Raw genomic sequence first — 16981 nt, 5'->3', positions numbered from 1 at the left:
GTGCGGGCGGGTCAGACCCGTCGGGTCGCGTCCTGCACCTCGCCGACGAGCTCCTCGATGATGTCCTCGAGGAACAGCACACCCGTCGTCTCGCCCGCCTCGGTGAAGGCGCGGGCGAGGTGGGCGCCGGAGCGGCGCATCATCGCCAGCGCATCCTCCAGCTCGGTGCCCGCGAAGACCGACACCAGCTGACGGATCCGCTTGGCCGGCACGGGCCGCAGGAACTCGTCGGCCTCGTCGAGGTCGATGACGTCCTTGAGGTGCAGGTAGCCGGTCGGCTCCCCCGCCTCGTCCACGATCACGTACCGCGAGAAGCCGTGCCGGGCGACGGCGCGCTCGACCTCGGATGGCGACGCGGTATCCGGCAGGCTCACCAGCGCGTCCAGCGGGATCGCGATGTCCTGCACCTTCTTGCCCGTGAACTCGAACGCCGCGGTGAGCGCGCCCGTCCGGTCTTCCAGCAGCCCCTCGCGGGTCGACTGGTCGACGATGCCCTGCACCTCGTCGAGCGTGAACGCGCTCGCGGCCTCGTCCTTCGGCTCGACCTTGGCCAGGCGGAGCACCGCGTTGGAGATCGCGTTGAGGGCCACGATGAGCGGCTTCACGACGCGGGCGATGCCGACGAGCGGCGGCGCGAGCAGCAGGGCCGCCCGATCCGGCACGGAGAACGAGATGTTCTTCGGCACCATCTCGCCCAGCACCACGTGCAGGAACGAGACGATGAGCAGCGCGATGACGAACGCGATCGTGGAGATCGCCTCCTCCGGCAGCCCCGTGGCGCCCAGCGGGATCTCCAGCAGGTGGTGGATCGCCGGCTCGGACACGTTGAGGATCAGCAGCGAGCACACGGTGATGCCGAGCTGCGTCGTGGCGAGCATGAGCGTCGCGTGCTCCATCGCGAACAGCGTGATGCGCGCGGCCCGGCTGCCCTCCTCCGCCCGCGGCTCGATCTGCGACCGCTTCGCGGAGATGACCGCGAACTCGGCGCCGACGAAGAAGGCGTTGACGGCGAGCAGCACGACGAGCGCGATGATCCCCCCGGCGTACTCACCCACGGGACGGCTCCTTCCTCATGGCGGCGCGTTCCGCGTCCGCCTGTCGTCCGGCCTCGCGACCGGCCTCCCGCTCCGCATGGCGGTCCGCCTGGCGCTCGGCGCGCGTGGTGCCCACCGCGGTGGCGACGGGTTCGGGGACGGGCGTGAAGCGGATCCGGTCGATGCGCCGGCCGTCGAGCCGCTCGACCCGCAGCGTGCCGGTCTCGAGCTCGAGCTCGTCTCCCACCACGGGCAGGCGGCCGAGCTCGCTCATCACGAAGCCGGCCGCGGTCTCGTACGGACCGTCGTCGGGGATGCGCAGACCCGTGCGCTCGAGGAGCTCGTCGGGCCGGAGCATGCCGGGGAAGGTCAGCGAGTCCCGCGATCGGACGACGCCCGCGCGCGCGCGGTCGTGCTCGTCGGCGAGCTCCCCGACCAGCTCCTCGACCAGGTCCTCGAGGGTCGCGACCCCGGCCGTGCCTCCGTACTCGTCGACGACGACGGCCATCTGGAACCCGCGGCCGCGCAGCTCGCCGAGGAGGTCGTCGAGCTTCATGGTCTCGGGCACGCGGATCGCCTCGGACTGCAGGGCGGTGACGGGCACGAGCGCGCGCTTCTCCCGCGGCACGGCGACGGCCTGCTTCACGTGCACGAGCCCGATGACGTCGTCCACGCCGTCGTCCGTCACGGGGAAGCGGGAGTAGCCGGTGGTCATCGCCAGCTCGATGACGGTCTGCGCGCTGTCGGTGCGCTCCACCGACTTGACGCGGAGGCGCGGCGTCATGACGTCGGACGCCGTGAGGTCGGCGAACCGCAGCGTGCGGCTGAGGAGCATCGCCGTGTCGTCCTCGAGGAGGCCGGCGAGCGCGGAGCGGCGGACGAGCGAGGACAGCTCCTCGGCGCTCCTGGCTCCGGACAGCTCCTCCTTGGGCTCGATGCCGACGAGCCGCAGGATCCCGTTCGCGCTGTTGTTGAGCAGCAGCACGGCGGGCTTGAACACCGTGGTGAAGAGGGTCTGGAACGGGATCACGAGCTTGGCCGTCTCGCGCGGCAGGGCCAGCGCGAAGTTCTTCGGCACGAGCTCGCCGATGATCATCGACAGCAGCGTCGCGACGACGAGCGCCACGACGGTCGACACCGGGGAGACGAGGCCGTCGGCGAGCCCCGCGGACGTCAGCGGGCCGGCGAGCAGCAGGCTGAGCGCCGGTTCCATCGTGTACCCGGTGAGCAGCGTCGTCAGCGTGATGCCGAGCTGGGCGCTGGAGAGGTGGGTCGAGGTGATGCGGAGCGCCCGGATGGACGGGCCGAGCCGCTTCTCGCCGCGCTCCTGGCGCTTCTCGAGGTCGGAGCGGTCGAGGTTGACGAGCGCGAACTCGCTGGCGACGAAGAGGCCGGTGCCGAGGGTCAGGAGGAGACCCACGGCGAGGAGGAGCCATTCATGCAAGGGGATGGCTCCCGGGCACCGGGCGCGCGGCCGGCTTCAGTGGGAGGGGCGCGCGCAGCGGGGGTCTATGAGCAGGAGGGGGGTCGTCCATCGTCCGTCGAGCATACCGGGGCTCACCAGCCGACCGGCAGGGGCTTGCCCTCCTCGTAGCCCGCCGCGGACTGGATCCCGACGGCGGCCCGCTCGGCGAACTCGGCGCGCGTGCGCGCCCCGGTGTAGGTGAACGCGCTGCGGACGCCGGACGTGATCGTGTCGAGCAGGTCCTCGAGGCCGGGGCGGAGCGGGTCGATGCGGATCCGGCTGGTCGAGATGCCCTCCGCGAACAGCGTGCGCCGCGCCAGCTCGAACGCCTCGCGCCGCCCGAACCGCTCCTGCACGGCGCGGGTGGACGCCATCCCCCAGCTCTCCTTGGCGAGCCCGCCGTCCTCGTCGACGAGCAGGCGGCCGGGCGACTCGACGGTGCCGGCGAACCACGATCCGATCATCACGCTGGCGGCGCCCGCGGCGAGGGCGAGCGCGACGTCCCGCGGGTACCGCACTCCCCCGTCCGCCCACACGAGCGCGCCGGCGGCGCGGGCCGCCTCGGCCGTGTCCAGCACGGCGGAGAACTGGGGCCGGCCGACCGCGGTCATCATGCGCGTCGTGCACATCGCGCCCGGGCCAACGCCGACCTTGACGATGTCGGCGCCCGCCTCGACGAGGTCGCGCGCGCCCTCGGCGGTGACGACGTTGCCGGCGACGATCGGGACGCGCGGGTCGAGGGCCCGTACGTCGCGGATCGCGCGCAGCATCGCCTCCTGGTGCCCGTGCGCCGTGTCGAGGACGAGCACGTCGACCCCCGCGGCCAGCAGCGCGCGGGCACGGCCGACCGGGTCGCCGTTGACGCCGACGGCGGCGCCCACCGCGAGGCGCCCGTTCCCGTCGATCGCGGGCGCGTAGACGGTGGACCGCAGGGCGCTCCGTCGGCTGAGCGTGCCGACCAGGCGGCCGTGGGCGAGCACGGGCGCGAAGTCGATCCCGGCGGCGTGCATCAGGTCGAACGCCGCTCGGCCCGTGGGCACGTCGTCGGCGTCGAGGGAGGCGAGCGCGCCGTGCGGCAGGTCCCCGAGCCGGGTGCCGTCGGGGACGCCGGCGAGCTGCGTCCCCTCGAGGCAGCCGATCATCTCCCCGTCCGCGTCGCGCAGCACGATGCCGTGCCCGGCGATGGGCGGCAGCAGCTCGCGCGCCTGGCCGGCGGTCGCGTCCGGCGGCAGCTCGAGCGGCGAGTCGTAGGCGACCGGCTGGTCCTTGACCCGGTGGATCGCGGCGTCCAGCTCCTGGGGCCGGAGGTCCTGCGGCAGGACCCCGATGCCCCCGCGCCGGGCGAGCACGGCGGCGAGGCGCGGCCCGGTGACCGAGCCCATGTTGCTCGCGACGATCGGGATGGTGCACGGCGTGCCGTCGCCCGGGGCGAGGTCGACGTCCATCCGGCTCGCGACGTCGGACCTGCCCGGGCTCAGGAACACGTCCGAGTACGTCAGGTCGTGGGCGGGAGCCTCTCCGGTGAACCTCATCCCCCGACGGTAGCCCCGCCGTCCGGGCCCGCACCAGGCCGTCGACCGTGCGCGGCTTCCGACGCGCCGCTCCCGGCGGCCCGACCGGGGGAAGGTTTAGGCTGGGTGATCGTGGACGCGCGGCACGCGAACGGGCCGCGCGAGGCAGACGACCAACAGCAAGAGAGCGGGCGATCAACTGTGTCGAGCCAGGTGACTGGTACGGGGACCGATGACGGTTCCACGGGCGACTTCGGAGCCAACGAATGGCTCGTCGACGAGATGTACGAGAGGTTCGTGGTCGACAAGGACTCCGTCGACCGGAGCTGGTGGCCGATCCTGGAGAACTACCACACCACCGTGATCGAGGGCCGCGAGGCGACGCCGGCCACCGGCGAGCAGACCGCCGAGGCGCAGATCCCCGACCCGTCGGGCACATCAGCCCCCGCGTCGACCAACACGGGCAGCCCGGCGCCGACGCCGGCCCCCGCGTCCGCCGGCCAGCCCGACGCGCAGGCGCAGCAGCCCGCGACCGGGTCCCAGCCCGCCGCGCGCACCACGAGCATCGCCCCCAAGCAGCAGCCGATCCCGGCGCAGGCGCCCGCGAAGGCGCCCGCCAAGAAGGGCGCCGAGCCCACGCCGCCCGGTGAAGACGAGGTCTCCCCGCTCCGCGGCATGGCGAAGAGCCTGGCGACCAACATGGACGCGTCGCTCACCATCCCGACCGCGACGAGCGTCCGCACCATCCCGGCGAAGCTGATGATCGACAACCGCATCGTCATCAACAACCACCTCAAGCGCGCCCGCGGCGGCAAGGTCTCCTTCACCCACCTCATCGGCTGGGCGCTCATCCAGGCGCTCAAGGAGTTCCCGAGCCAGAACGTGCACTACGACGAGGTCGACGGCAAGCCCAGCGTCGTCTCCCCCGCGCACATCAACCTCGGCATCGCGATCGACATGCCGAAGCCCGACGGCACCCGGGCGCTCCTCGTCCCGAGCATCAAGGGCGCCGAGGCCATGACCTTCGGCGAGTTCCTCTCGGCCTATGAGGACCTGGTGAAGAAGGCCCGGAGCAACAAGCTGGCCGCGGGCGACTTCGCCGGCACCACCATCTCGCTCACCAACCCGGGCGGCATCGGCACGGTCCACTCCGTGCCGCGCCTGATGAAGGGCCAGGGCGCCATCATCGGCGCCGGCGCCCTCGAGTACCCGGCCGAGTTCCAGGGCTCCTCCCCCAAGACGCTCGTCGAGCTGGGCATCGGCAAGACCATCACCCTGACGAGCACGTACGACCACCGCGTGATCCAGGGCGCGGGCTCCGGCGAGTTCCTCAAGATCGTGCACGAGCGCCTCATCGGCCAGCACGGCTTCTACGAGGACATCTTCGCGGCGCTCCGCATCCCGTACGACCCGATCCAGTGGGCCACCGACATCAACGTCGACCTGTCCGAGCGCGTCTCCAAGACCAGCCGCGTGCAGGAGCTCATCAACGCCTACCGCGTCCGCGGGCACCTCATGGCGGACATCGACCCGCTCGAGTACCAGCAGCGCACGCACCCGGACCTCGAGATCACGAACCACGGGCTCACCTTCTGGGACCTCGACCGCGAGTTCGTGACCGACGGATTCGGCGGCCGGCGCCAGGCGCTCCTCCGCGACGTCCTCGGCATCCTGCGCGACTCCTACTGCCGCACCATCGGCATCGAGTACATGCACATCCAGCAGCCCGACGAGCGCCGCTGGATCCAGGGCAAGGTCGAGCAGCCCTACGCGAAGCCCACGCACGACGAGCAGATGCGGATCCTGTCCAAGCTCAACGAGTCCGAGGCGTTCGAGACGTTCCTCCAGACGAAGTACGTCGGGCAGAAGCGCTTCAGCCTCGAGGGCGGCGAGTCCACGATCTCGCTCCTCGACACGCTCCTCCAGGGCGCGGCCGACCACGGGCTCGACGAGGTCGCGATCGGCATGGCACACCGCGGTCGTCTGAACGTCCTCACCAACATCGCGGGCAAGAGCTACGGCCAGATCTTCCGCGAGTTCGAGGGCACGCAGGACCCGCGCACCGTCCAGGGTTCCGGCGACGTGAAGTACCACCTCGGCACCGAGGGCACCTTCCGGGGAGTCCACGGCGAGGAGATGCCGGTGTACCTCGCGGCGAACCCGTCGCACCTCGAGGCCGTCAACGGCGTGCTCGAGGGCATCGTCCGCGCCAAGCAGGACCGGAAGCCCATCGGCTCGTTCTCCGTCCTGCCGATCCTCGTGCACGGCGACGCGTCGATGGCCGGCCAGGGCGTGGTCTTCGAGACCCTCCAGCTCTCGCAGCTGCGCGCGTACCGCACGGGCGGCACGGTCCACATCGTCATCAACAACCAGGTCGGCTTCACGACGCCGCCGTCGGAGTCCCGCTCGTCGGTGTACTCGACCGACGTGGCCAAGAGCATCCAGGCGCCGATCTTCCACGTGAACGGCGACGACCCCGAGGCCGTCGCGCGCGTCGCGCACCTCGCCTTCGAGTTCCGCCAGGAGTTCAAGAAGGACGTCGTCATCGACCTCGTCTGCTACCGCCGCCGCGGTCACAACGAGGGCGACGACCCGTCGATGACCCAGCCGCTCATGTACAACCTCATCGAGGCGAAGCGCTCGGTACGCAAGCTGTACACGGAGGCGCTCGTCGGTCGCGGCGACATCACGCAGGAGGAGTACGACGCGGCGCAGAAGGACTTCCAGGACCGCCTGGAGCGCGCCTTCGCGGAGACGCACGCGGCGCAGACCTCGTCCATCCCGATCCAGACCCAGGACGCCGGCGCCGTCGCGGACCTGGAGCGCCCCGACTCGCAGCAGGACGACGGCCACGGGGAGCCCGAGACCACGGGCGTCTCGGAGTCGGTGATCCAGACGATCGGCGACGCCCACGACAACCCGCCGCAGGGCTTCTCCGTCCACCCGAAGCTGCAGGCGCTGATGCGCAAGCGGCTCGAGATGAGCCGCAGCGGATCCATCGACTGGGCGTTCGGCGAGCTCCTCGCCATCGGCTCCCTGCTGCTGGAGAACACGCCCGTCCGCCTCGCCGGCCAGGACTCGCGCCGCGGCACGTTCGTCCAGCGCCATGCGGTGCTGCACGACCGGGACAACGGCCAGGAGTGGCTGCCTCTCGCGAACCTCAGCGACCGCCAGGCGCGTTTCTGGATCTACGACACGCTGCTCAGCGAGTACGCGGCCATGGGCTTCGAGTACGGCTACTCGGTCGAGCGGCCCGACGCCCTCGTGCTGTGGGAGGCGCAGTTCGGCGACTTCGCCAACGGCGCGCAGACCATCATCGACGAGTTCATCTCCTCCGCCGAGCAGAAGTGGGGCCAGCGCTCGAGCGTCGTGCTGCTGCTTCCGCACGGCTACGAGGGCCAGGGCCCCGACCACTCGTCCGCGCGCATCGAGCGCTTCCTGCAGCTGTGCGCCGAGCAGAACATGACCGTCGCGCGTCCCTCGACGCCCGCGTCGTACTTCCACCTGCTGCGCCGCCAGGCGTACTCGCGGCCCCGCCGCCCGCTCGTGGTCTTCACCCCGAAGGCCATGCTGCGGCTCCGCGGCGCGACGAGCGACGTCGAGGCATTCACATCGGGCCGCTTCGAGCCGGTGATCGACGACGTCCGGATCCAGGACCGCGGTGCGGTCCGCCGCGTGCTCCTTCACTCGGGCAAGGTGCACTACGACCTGCTGGGCGAGCTGGAGAAGCGCCAGGACACCTCGATCGCCCTCGTGCGCCTCGAGCAGTTCTACCCGTTCCCCGAGGAGCAGGTGCGCCGGGTCGTCGAGTCGTACCCGGACGCCGAGGTCGTCTGGGTGCAGGACGAGCCCGAGAACCAGGGCGCCTGGCCGTTCGTCCACGTGGAGCTCGGCCGGGTCATCCCCGACCGGCAGGTGCGCGTCGTCTCCCGCCCGGCCGCCGCGTCGCCCGCCGCAGGCTCGAGCAAGCGGCACGCCACGGAGCAGACGGACCTGATCGCGCGGGCCACCGCGGAGTGATCCGCCCGGGCTCGCGCCCGGCAAGACGAGAGGCCCGATCCCCCAGGGGATCGGGCCTCTCGTCGTGCAGGCGGTGCGGCGCCGGGAGCGCCGACGGCCGGTCAGCCGAGCTTCGAGTAGCGGATGCCGGACGCGTGGTATCCGCGTCGGGCGTAGAAGCGCGTGACGTTGTCGCGGGCCGCCGCGGAGGTCGCGAGGAACCGCGTCGCGCCGTGCTCGCGCGCCCACGCCTCGTAGTGGCGGATGAGGTCGGAGCCGATTCCGCCCGCCTGGCGTCCCTCGCGAACGACCAGGATGATCAGCTGCGCGATGGGCTCGTCGTCGGCGAGGCCCCACATGAGGTGGCCGCCCGCGAGACCCGCGATGGCCCCTGCGTCGTCGCGCACGACCCACGTCTCGTGGCCGGCCGCGGCGGTCATGCGCGAGAGCCGCGCGGCGACGCGGTCCTCGTCCACCTCGTAGTCGAGCAGCCGGAGCAGCTCGACGATGACGGTGAGGTCTTCCGGGGAGGGCGTCCCGAGGGACTGGATCGCGTTGGTCACATGCCGAGATTACCGGCCGCGCGCGAGCCGCCGGGTCAGTGGGTGGCCTGGATGGCGCGCAGCTTGTCCATCACCTGCGTACGCAGGTCCTCGGGAGCCGCCTCCTTGCACGCGCGGCGCACGGTGTCCCGCAGGACCACGCCGACGCGGTGCTCGCGCGCGCAGTCCGGGCAGTTCGCCATGTGCTCGCGGATGTCGGCGGCATCCGCCTTGTCGAGCTCGTGGTGCAGGTACTCCTCGAGATCCTTCTTGGCCTTGTCGCAGCCGCAGTCGCTCATTTCGTCGCTCCAGTGAGGTGCGCGGTGGAGATGCCCCGCTCGCGCGCGTAGTCGGAAAGCAGGCTCCGCAGCATCCGGCGGCCGCGGTGCAGGCGGCTCATGACGGTGCCGACGGGGGTCTTCATGATGTCGGCGATCTCCTGGTAGGAGAAGCCCTCGACGTCCGCGAAGTAGACGGCCATGCGGAAGTCCTCCGGGATGGACTGCAGCGCGTCCTTGACGGTGCTGTCCGGGAGGTGGTCGATGGCCTCGGCCTCGGCGGAGCGCGTGGTGGTCGCCGTGGCGCTCGTCGCGCCGCCCAGCTGCCAGTCCTCGAGCTCGTCGATGGTGCCGTTGTAGGGGTCTCGCTGCTTCTTGCGGTAGTTGTTGATGAAGGTGTTCGTGAGGATCCGGTACAGCCAGGCCTTGAGGTTCGTGCCCTGCTTGAACTGGTGGAAGGCCGTGTAGGCCTTCACGAACGTCTCCTGTACCAGGTCCTGCGCGTCGGCGGGATTGCGCGTCATGCGCAGGCCCGCGGCGTACAGCTGGTCGATGAACGGGAGCGCCTGCTCCTCGAAGAGCTCGCGGTTGTCGCCGGGCTGGGCCTTGCGGGGCTCCTCGACCTCCGCCCGCTCCGCCTCCTGCTGGTCGGCGGCCTCCTCGGTGGAGTGCACGACGGCCTCCACGAGCTCCGCGGGCGCGGCGGATGCGGTGGGCGCGGCGCCCCCGGTGGTGTCGGCCGGCGCGTCGTGACTGGTGTTCCCTGAAGTGGCCATCAGGGCAGATTCTACGGCGCGCACGAGCTCGGCGGACGGGGCCGCCGGTGCTGTCCTCGTGATCACGGGTGATCCTTCCCGGCCCGGGATCCGGGCCTGCCGGACGACTGCCCGGTACTCTGGTGAACCCATGGAGATCTTCAGGTATTCCGGTCCCACCTTCAGCCCGTACGACGACGACCCGACCCACGCGCCCGTGCCGACGGACGACGGCCCGTGGGCCGCCCCCGTGGCGGACGGCCCGCTGGACGCGACCGTGCCGCTGCCGGGGTCCAAGAGCCTGACGAACCGCGAGCTGGTCCTGTCCGCCCTCGCGGACTCCCCGTCGACACTGCGCGCTCCGCTCCGCTCCCGCGACACGCGGCTGATGATCGAGGCCCTGCGATCCCTCGGCACGGTCATCGAGGAGGTCGACGGCGGGGGTGCCTTCGGGCCCGACCTGCGGATCACCCCGGCGGAGCTCGCGGGCGGCGTCACCATCGAGTGCGGCCTCGCCGGCACCGTCATGCGCTTCCTCCCGCCCGTCGCCGCGCTGGCCCTCGGCCCGGTCTCGTTCGACGGCGACCCGAGCGCCCGCCGGCGTCCCATGTCCGGCACCATCGAGGCGCTCCGGGCGCTCGGGGTCGACGTCAACGACGACGGCCGTCGCGCGCTGCCGTTCAGCCTCTACGGCACGGGCGAGGTGCCGGGCGGCGAGATCGCCATCGACGCGTCCGCCTCCAGCCAGTTCGTCTCCGGCCTGCTGCTCGCCGCGCCCCGGTTCGCCCAGGGGCTCCGGCTCCGGCACACGGGAGCGACGCTGCCGAGCATGCCGCACATCGAGATGACGATCCGCACGCTCGCCGAGCGCGGCGTCGTGGTCCAGAGCCCGGAGCCCGGCCTCTGGGTCGTGCCCTCCTCCCCCATCGCCGGCCGCGAGGTGCGCATCGAGCCCGACCTCTCCAACGCCGCGCCCTTCTTCGCCGCCGCGCTCGTCGCGGGCGGACGGGTCGCGATCCCCGGCTGGCCCGAGGAGACGACGCAGGTCGGCGCGGACCTCGCGCACCTGCTGCCGCGCTTCGGCGCCACCGTCACGCGCGAGGGCGACGCGCTCGTCGTGGACGGCGGCCCCGGGCTCGCGGCGGGCGGCCGCATCCCGGGCGTCGACCTCGACCTCAGCACGGGCGGCGAGCTGGCGCCCGCGCTGGTCGCGCTCGCGGCCCTCGCCGACGGACCCAGCCGCATCACGGGCATCGGGCACCTGCGGGGACACGAGACGGACCGGCTCGCGGCGCTGGCGGCGGAGATCACCGGGCTCGGCGGATCCGTCACCGAGCTCGATGACGGCCTCGCGATCGAGCCCGCCCCGCTGCACGGCGGCCCGTGGCGCGCGTACGAGGACCACCGCATGGCGACCGCCGGCGCGATCGTCGGCCTGGCCGTGCCGGGCGTGGAGATCGACGACATCGGCACGACCGCGAAGACCCTGCCCGAGTTCCCGGAGCTCTGGCTCGGACCGCTCCTCGGCCGTGCGCCGCGCGCGGCCGTCGAGCCCCTCGCCCTCGGCGGCATCACCGGGCCGGGCGCCGCGGGCGGGCTCGGCGGCCTCCTGTGAGCTGGCTCGCGGATCCCGAGCAGGACGACGGCGTCTGGGACGCCTACGACGAGTCCTCGGTGCGCGTCCGGCCGAACCCCAAGGGGAACAAGCCGCGCAGCAAGCAGCGGCCCGGCCACACGGACTCCGTCGAGGGCCGCGTGCTCACGGTCGACCGCGGCCGCTTCGGCGTCCTCGTGGGCGAGGACACCCCTGACGAGCACACGCTGATCGCCACGCGCGCCCGGGAGCTCGGCAAGAAGGCCGTGGTCACGAACGATCGCGTCGACATCGTGGGCGACACGTCGGGCGACGAGGGCAGCCTCTCCCGCATCGTCCGCATCGCCCCGCGCCGGACCCTCCTGCGCCGGAGCGCCGACGACTCCGACGCCGTCGAGCGCGTGATCGTCGCGAACGCCGACCAGATGCTCATCGTCGTCGCGGCCGCCGAGCCCGAGCCGCGCGCGCGCCTCGTCGACCGCTACCTCGTGGCCGCGTTCGACGCGGGGATCCAGCCGATCCTCTGCATCACCAAGTCGGACGTCGCCGACCCCGCCCCGTTCGCCGCCCACTTCCGCGTGCTCGACGTGCCCATCGTGCTGAGCCGCTCGGACGACGTGCCGCTCGACGAGCTGCGCGCGCTGCTGGTCGACCGCACGACCGTCGCCGTCGGCCACTCGGGCGTCGGCAAGTCGACGCTGGTCAACGCCCTGGTGCCGGACGCGAAGCGCGCGACGGGCGTCGTCAACCAGGTCACCGGGCGCGGACGCCACACGTCGAGCTCGACCGTGTCGATGCGCGTCGAGACGGGCGACGGCGGCCACGGCTGGATCATCGACACCCCGGGCGTCCGCTCGTTCGGGCTCGGGCACGTGGATCCGGCGAACATCCTGCGCTCCTTCGCCAGCTACGCGCACCTGCCCGAGGGGGAGCCGCCGGGCGGCATCCCGCTCACGGAGGCGCACGACTGGGAGATCGTCGACCGGGTCGAGGCGGGCGAGCTCGGGGACGCCGGTCGCGAGCGCCTGCACTCGCTCCAGCACCTCGTCGCCAACCGGTCCGACGCGTCGAAGGGCGACCAGGCCGATCGCTAGGCTCGACCCCGTGGCCTCCGAACCCCTGCACTCCCTGTCGTCCGACCTGCGGCTCGCCCGGGAGCTGGCCGACATGGCCGACGCGATCTCGCTCGATCGCTTCCGCTCGGCCGACCTCGCCATCGAGACGAAGGCCGACTCCAGCTGGGTCACCGACGCCGACACGTCGGTCGAGCGGGCGATCCGCGCCGGCATCGCCGAGAGCCGCCCGCACGACAGCGTGCTCGGCGAGGAGTACGGCACGTCCGGGTCTTCGTCCCGGCAGTGGATCGTGGATCCCATCGACGGCACCTCGAACTACGCGCGCGGCGTGCCCGTGTGGGGCACCCTCATCGCGCTCGCCGTGGACGGCGTGCCCGTGGTGGGCGTCGTCAGCGCGCCCGCGCTGGGCCGCCGCTGGTGGGGCGCGACGGGCCTCGGCGCCTACGTCGACGACACCCTCGGACAGGCGACGACGTCGGAGGAGCGCCGGATCCGGGTCTCGGACGTCGACCGGCTCGAGGACGCCTCGATGAGCGTCGCCGGCGTCCAGCGGTGGCGCGACGCCGACCGGCTCGACGAGCTGCTCGACCTCTCCGCCCGCGTGAAGCGCTCCCGCGACTTCGGCGACATGTGGGCGTACATGCTGCTCGCCGAGGGCCTCATCGACATCGCGGGCGAGCACGACCTGAAGCCGTACGACATGGCCGCGCTCATCCCCGTCATCGAGGAGGCGGGCGGACGCTTCACGTCGATCGACGGCGAGGCGGGGCCGTGGCACGGATCCGCGCTCGCCACGAACGGGCGCCTCCACGACGCCGTGCTGGCGGTCGTCGCGCGCTGAGCCGGCGTCCGCCTGGCGCCACGCCTCCCGCTCAGGCGGTCGCGGCGCGCTCCCGGCGTCGGCGGCGCTGGCCGAGGTCGACCAGGCCGAGCGTGAGGGCCACGGCGACCAGCGCGATCGTCACGAGGAAGCCGTTGCGGAACCCGTCGTGGTACACCGAGAGGCTGGCGTCGCCGCCGCCCGCGGCCTCCGCGTAGAGCGTGCTGAAGAAGGTGGCCGACGCGGCCGCGACGCCCACGGCCGTCCCGACGCGCTGGCCGACCTGGGCCATGGATCCGGCGACGCCGCCCTCGGTCACGGGGATCTCGGCGAGCGTGAGCGTCTGGTTCGGCGAGATCACGAAGCCCGCCCCCACGCCCGCGACGAGCATGGCCGCGGCCATCGCCCACGGCGTGACCTCTTGCGGCGTGAGGACCGCGGCGAGGAGCAGCAGCGTGATGCCGACCGCGACGATCGCGAGGCCGATCACGACCAGCTGCCGGCCGAGGCGCGAGACGAGGCGCCCGCCGATCCAGGCGGTGACGGCCGACGACAGCGCGAACGGGATGCTGACCATGCCCGCGAACACGGGCGCGAGGCCCAGCCCCTGCTGGAGGTACAGCGTCGTGAGCAGGAAGACCGCGGGGATGGCGGCGAAGTACGCGGTGGCGATGAGGATCCCGTTGCGGTACGAGGAGAGCGTGAAGAGCGCGAAGTGCACGACGGGCGACTTCCCCGACCGCTCGTAGCGCCGCTCCCACGCGACGAAGAGCGCTGCCGCGACGACGGCCGCGGCGAGCCAGATCCACCGGAGCGGGTCGTCGTCGGGCCCGCCCGTGGTGAGCACGAACGGCAGCATGAGCGAGAAGGTGGCGATCGCCAGGAGTACGACGCCAACGGGGTCGAGGCCCGTCTTCTGCTGGGGCCTCGCCTGCTTCCGCGGCAGCAGCTTGAGCGCGAACGCGATGGCGACGATGCCGAGCGGGATGTTCATCCAGAACAGCAGGCGCCAGCCGTCCTCGGGGCCGCCGAGCTGGATCAGCAGGCCGCCGAGCGTCGGCCCGAACGCGGTCGCGATGCCGACGACGGCGCCGAACAGGCCGAAGGCGCGCGCCCGCTCCTCCCCCTGGAAGAGCTGCTGGATGAGGCCGAGCACCTGGGGCATCTGGATGCCGGCGGCGACGCCCTGCAGGATCCGCGCGACCACGAGGGTCTTCACGTCCGGCGCGATGGCGCAGAGCAGGCTCGCGACGGTGAAGGAGCTGAGGCCGACCACGAACATCAGCCGGCGGCTCCTGATGTCGCCGAGACGGCCGGCCGGCACGAGCGCGAGGCCGAACGCGAGGGCGTAGCCGGCGACGATGAGCTGCAGGTCGGTGGATCCGGCGCCGAGGGACTCCTCGATCGACGGGAGGCCGACGTTGACCTTCGACAGGTCGAGGATGGTGAGCGCCGCGACGCCGACGCAGACCCAGAAGGCCTGCCAGCGGGTGCGCTCCTGGTCGTCGGTCGGGGTCGAGGTCGGGGTCGTGCCCGCGGTGGTGCGTCCGGTCATGAGGTATCGAATCCCATACACGGGCTATGTATTCCCGCTCCCGCGAGCGGTGGCGACCTGCCTCGACCAGCCTGCTCCTCATCCGAGGGAATCGTCCGGGGTGTCCCTATGCTGAACAGCGAGCCAACAGCGTCCGCCGGGTCGGGCCGCCGAGGATCCCGCTCCTAGCCTGGGGACTTCGTGCCGGCCAGGCGCGACCGCCCGCGAGCACACCGACGTGCTCACTCCGAGAGGACACCATGAAGAACCGCGCCCGCCGTCTCACCGCCTCCCTCGCTGCCGTCGTCGCGGCCGGGCTCGCCCTCAGCGGATGCGGGTCGTCCCAAGACAGCGGCACCGCGGACCCCGCCGTCTCCCCCGCCAGCGGGGACACCCTCATCGTCTACACGAACTCCAACGGCGACGGCCGCGGTGACTGGGTCACGGCCGAGGCGGCGAAGGCGGGCTTCGACATCCAGATCGTGGGCCTCGGCGGAGCGGACCTCGCGAACCGCATCGTGGCGGAGAAGAACAACCCCGTCGGGGACGTGGTGTTCGGCCTCAACAACATGTACTTCGAGAACCTCAAGGCGGAGGACGCCATCACCGCATACACGCCCGCGTGGTCGGGCGAGGTCGACCAGGCCGCGGGCGACCCCGCCGACGGCGCGTACTGGCCGCTCGTGGAGCAGGCCATCGTCACCGTCCACGACGCGAAGCAGACCTCGGGCGGCGACGTGCCGAAGGACGTCACCGACCTGTACTCGTCGAAGTACGAGGGGAAGTACGAGGTGAACACGCGCCTAGGCGAGGCGACCCCGCAGCTCATCCTCGCGGGCCTCCTCGCCCCGTACGAGGACCCGGACGGCGACCTCGGCATCAGCGACGAGGGCTGGCAGGTCGTGAAGGACTACTTCGCGAACGGATCCCCCGCGGTCGAGGGCACGGACCTCTACGCCCGCCTCTCCCGTGGCGAGGTCGCGTTCGGCACGCTCGCCTCGAGCGGCATCGCGGCGCGCGACGCGCAGTACGGCACGACCACCGAGATCGTGCCCGCGAAGGCCGGCGTCCCGTTCGTCACCGAGCAGATCGCCGAGATCGCCGGCACGAAGAAGGAGGAGCGCGCCCGCGCGTTCATCGACTGGTTCGGCAGCGCCGACGTCCAGGGCGCGTTCGCGGAGAAGTTCTCGAGCTACCCCGTCAACACGACGGCGCGCGAGAAGGCGCTGCCGGCCGTGAAGGAGCTCATCGAGTCGCTCGACAAGCAGGACGTCGACTACGGCTTCGTGCGCGAGCACATCGCCGACTGGGTCGAGAAGACCGAGCTGGAGTACCTGCCCTGATGATCCGCTTCGACGACGTCGAGGTGCGCTTCGGCGACCAGGTGGCGATCCCGGGGCTCGACCTCGAGATCCACGAGGGCGAGTTCTTCACGCTCCTCGGGCCGTCCGGCTGCGGCAAGACGACGGCGCTGCGGACGCTCGCCGGCTTCGTCGACCCGAGCCGCGGCGACATCGTCATCGACGGCCAGGTCGCCACGCGGCTGCCGAGCGAGAAGCGCCGCGTGGGCATGGTCTTCCAGAACTACGCGCTCTTCCCCAGCATGTCGGTGCGGCAGAACATCGCGTTCGGCCTCACGGTCCGGAAGGCCGGCAAGGCCGAGACCGACCGGCTCGTGCGTGCGATGGCCGACCAGGTCGAGCTGAGTGAGGCGCAGCTCGACAAGAACGTGGCCGAGCTCTCCGGCGGCCAGCAGCAGCGCGTCGCCATCGCGCGGGCGCTCGTGCTCGAGCCGCGGATCCTCCTGCTCGACGAGCCGCTGTCCAACCTCGACGCGAAGCTCCGCGTGCAGCTGCGCGACCAGCTGAAGGGCCTGCAGTCGCGTCTGGGCATCACGACCGTGTACGTCACGCACGACCAGGAGGAGGCGCTCACCATGAGCGACCGCATCGCCGTCTTCGACGCGGGGCGGATCGAGCAGGTCGGCACCCCGGAGGACATCTACGACCGCTCGGCCACCGAGTTCGTCGCCACGTTCGTCGGCGCCATCAACGCGCTCGGGCCCTCGACGGTCGGGCGCCTCCGCGACGCCGGGGCGGCCGACCTCGACGCCTCGGGCCGCGCCTACGTGCGGCTGGAGCGCGTGTCGGTGGACCCGCGCGGGGCAGCCCCCGCGGATGCCCGCCGCGTGCGCATCGACGGCGTGGTCGCCGAGCGGTCGTACCACGGGTCCTACAGCACCTACCGGGTCGACCTCGGGGACGACGCCGTCCAGGCGCTCGTCGCCGAGACGGGCGCCCCGCCGCTCGCGCCCGGCACCGAGGTCGTCGTGGGCATCGACCCGGCCGCGATCCTGCAGTACCGGTCGTAGCC

General features: G+C 72.2%; 13 protein-coding genes. 6 read left to right on the top strand and 7 right to left on the bottom strand.

Annotation, left to right across the window (positions count from 1 at the left end):
- Positions 1 to 11: 11 nt before the first annotated feature.
- The 3 genes from K0V08_RS02330 to guaB1 all read right to left on the bottom strand — a co-directional run bounded on the left by K0V08_RS02330 (position 12) and on the right by guaB1 (position 4031).
- A complete protein-coding gene (locus K0V08_RS02330; protein WP_079532756.1) occupies positions 12 to 1055 on the bottom strand; it encodes a hemolysin family protein in 1044 nt (347 codons plus the stop codon).
- Positions 1048 to 2478, bottom strand: a complete 1431-nt coding sequence (locus tag K0V08_RS02325; protein WP_079532751.1) for a hemolysin family protein — start codon at positions 2476 to 2478, stop codon at positions 1048 to 1050. The genes K0V08_RS02330 and K0V08_RS02325 overlap by 8 nt, the downstream gene beginning before the upstream one ends.
- A gap of 113 nt (positions 2479 to 2591) precedes the next feature.
- A complete protein-coding gene (guaB1, locus tag K0V08_RS02320; RefSeq protein ID WP_079532748.1) occupies positions 2592 to 4031 on the bottom strand; it encodes a GMP reductase in 1440 nt (479 codons plus the stop codon).
- Positions 4032 to 4211: 180 nt separating this feature from the next.
- Here guaB1 and K0V08_RS02315 point away from each other — a divergent pair, with 180 nt between their 5' ends.
- A complete protein-coding gene (locus tag K0V08_RS02315; RefSeq protein WP_079532746.1) occupies positions 4212 to 8030 on the top strand; it encodes a multifunctional oxoglutarate decarboxylase/oxoglutarate dehydrogenase thiamine pyrophosphate-binding subunit/dihydrolipoyllysine-residue succinyltransferase subunit in 3819 nt (1272 codons plus the stop codon).
- 101 nt (positions 8031 to 8131) lie between these two features.
- Here the strand turns inward: K0V08_RS02315 and K0V08_RS02310 are convergent, their stop codons facing one another.
- From K0V08_RS02310 to K0V08_RS02300, 3 genes are read right to left on the bottom strand one after another with little or no spacing between them, the layout of a single operon-like run.
- The gene (locus K0V08_RS02310; RefSeq protein WP_012038007.1) at positions 8132 to 8572 is read right to left on the bottom strand and encodes a GNAT family N-acetyltransferase; all 441 of its coding nucleotides are present in this window, start codon (positions 8570 to 8572) and stop codon (positions 8132 to 8134) included.
- Positions 8573 to 8607: 35 nt separating this feature from the next.
- A complete protein-coding gene (locus K0V08_RS02305; RefSeq protein WP_012038006.1) occupies positions 8608 to 8850 on the bottom strand; it encodes a zf-HC2 domain-containing protein in 243 nt (80 codons plus the stop codon).
- Positions 8847 to 9605, bottom strand: a complete 759-nt coding sequence (locus tag K0V08_RS02300) for a sigma-70 family RNA polymerase sigma factor (protein ID WP_228510682.1) — start codon at positions 9603 to 9605, stop codon at positions 8847 to 8849. The genes K0V08_RS02305 and K0V08_RS02300 overlap by 4 nt, the downstream gene beginning before the upstream one ends.
- Positions 9606 to 9735: 130 nt before the next feature.
- Between K0V08_RS02300 and aroA the strand changes: the two genes are divergently transcribed.
- From aroA to K0V08_RS02285, 3 genes are read left to right on the top strand one after another with little or no spacing between them, the layout of a single operon-like run.
- Positions 9736 to 11199: a 3-phosphoshikimate 1-carboxyvinyltransferase gene (gene aroA / locus K0V08_RS02295; protein WP_079532743.1), complete on the top strand. Its 1464-nt coding sequence runs from the start codon at positions 9736 to 9738 to the stop codon at positions 11197 to 11199.
- Positions 11196 to 12272, top strand: coding sequence for a ribosome small subunit-dependent GTPase A (rsgA, locus tag K0V08_RS02290; protein ID WP_079532741.1), 1077 nt, complete (start codon positions 11196 to 11198; stop codon positions 12270 to 12272). Before aroA ends, rsgA begins: the two co-directional genes overlap by 4 nt.
- A 10-nt stretch (positions 12273 to 12282) precedes the next feature.
- A complete protein-coding gene (locus tag K0V08_RS02285; protein WP_079532739.1) occupies positions 12283 to 13095 on the top strand; it encodes an inositol monophosphatase family protein in 813 nt (270 codons plus the stop codon).
- A 31-nt stretch (positions 13096 to 13126) separates the two neighbouring features.
- Here the strand turns inward: K0V08_RS02285 and K0V08_RS02280 are convergent, their stop codons facing one another.
- Positions 13127 to 14629, bottom strand: a complete 1503-nt coding sequence (locus K0V08_RS02280; RefSeq protein WP_079532736.1) for an MFS transporter — start codon at positions 14627 to 14629, stop codon at positions 13127 to 13129.
- Positions 14630 to 14868: 239 nt separating this feature from the next.
- Here K0V08_RS02280 and K0V08_RS02275 point away from each other — a divergent pair, with 239 nt between their 5' ends.
- Both K0V08_RS02275 and K0V08_RS02270 read left to right on the top strand, forming a co-directional pair.
- On the top strand, positions 14869 to 15951 hold the full coding sequence (locus K0V08_RS02275; protein WP_012038000.1) for an extracellular solute-binding protein: 1083 nt from the start codon (positions 14869 to 14871) through the stop codon (positions 15949 to 15951).
- Positions 15951 to 16979, top strand: a complete 1029-nt coding sequence (locus tag K0V08_RS02270) for an ABC transporter ATP-binding protein (RefSeq protein ID WP_012037999.1) — start codon at positions 15951 to 15953, stop codon at positions 16977 to 16979. Before K0V08_RS02275 ends, K0V08_RS02270 begins: the two co-directional genes overlap by 1 nt.
- Positions 16980 to 16981 lie beyond the last annotated feature (2 nt).

It is taken from the genome of Clavibacter michiganensis (genome assembly GCF_021216655.1).
Classification (GTDB): Bacteria; Actinomycetota; Actinomycetes; order Actinomycetales; family Microbacteriaceae; genus Clavibacter; species Clavibacter michiganensis.
The sequence above is the reverse complement of the archived record's forward strand: the minus strand, read 5'-3'. Positions and strand labels throughout refer to the sequence as shown.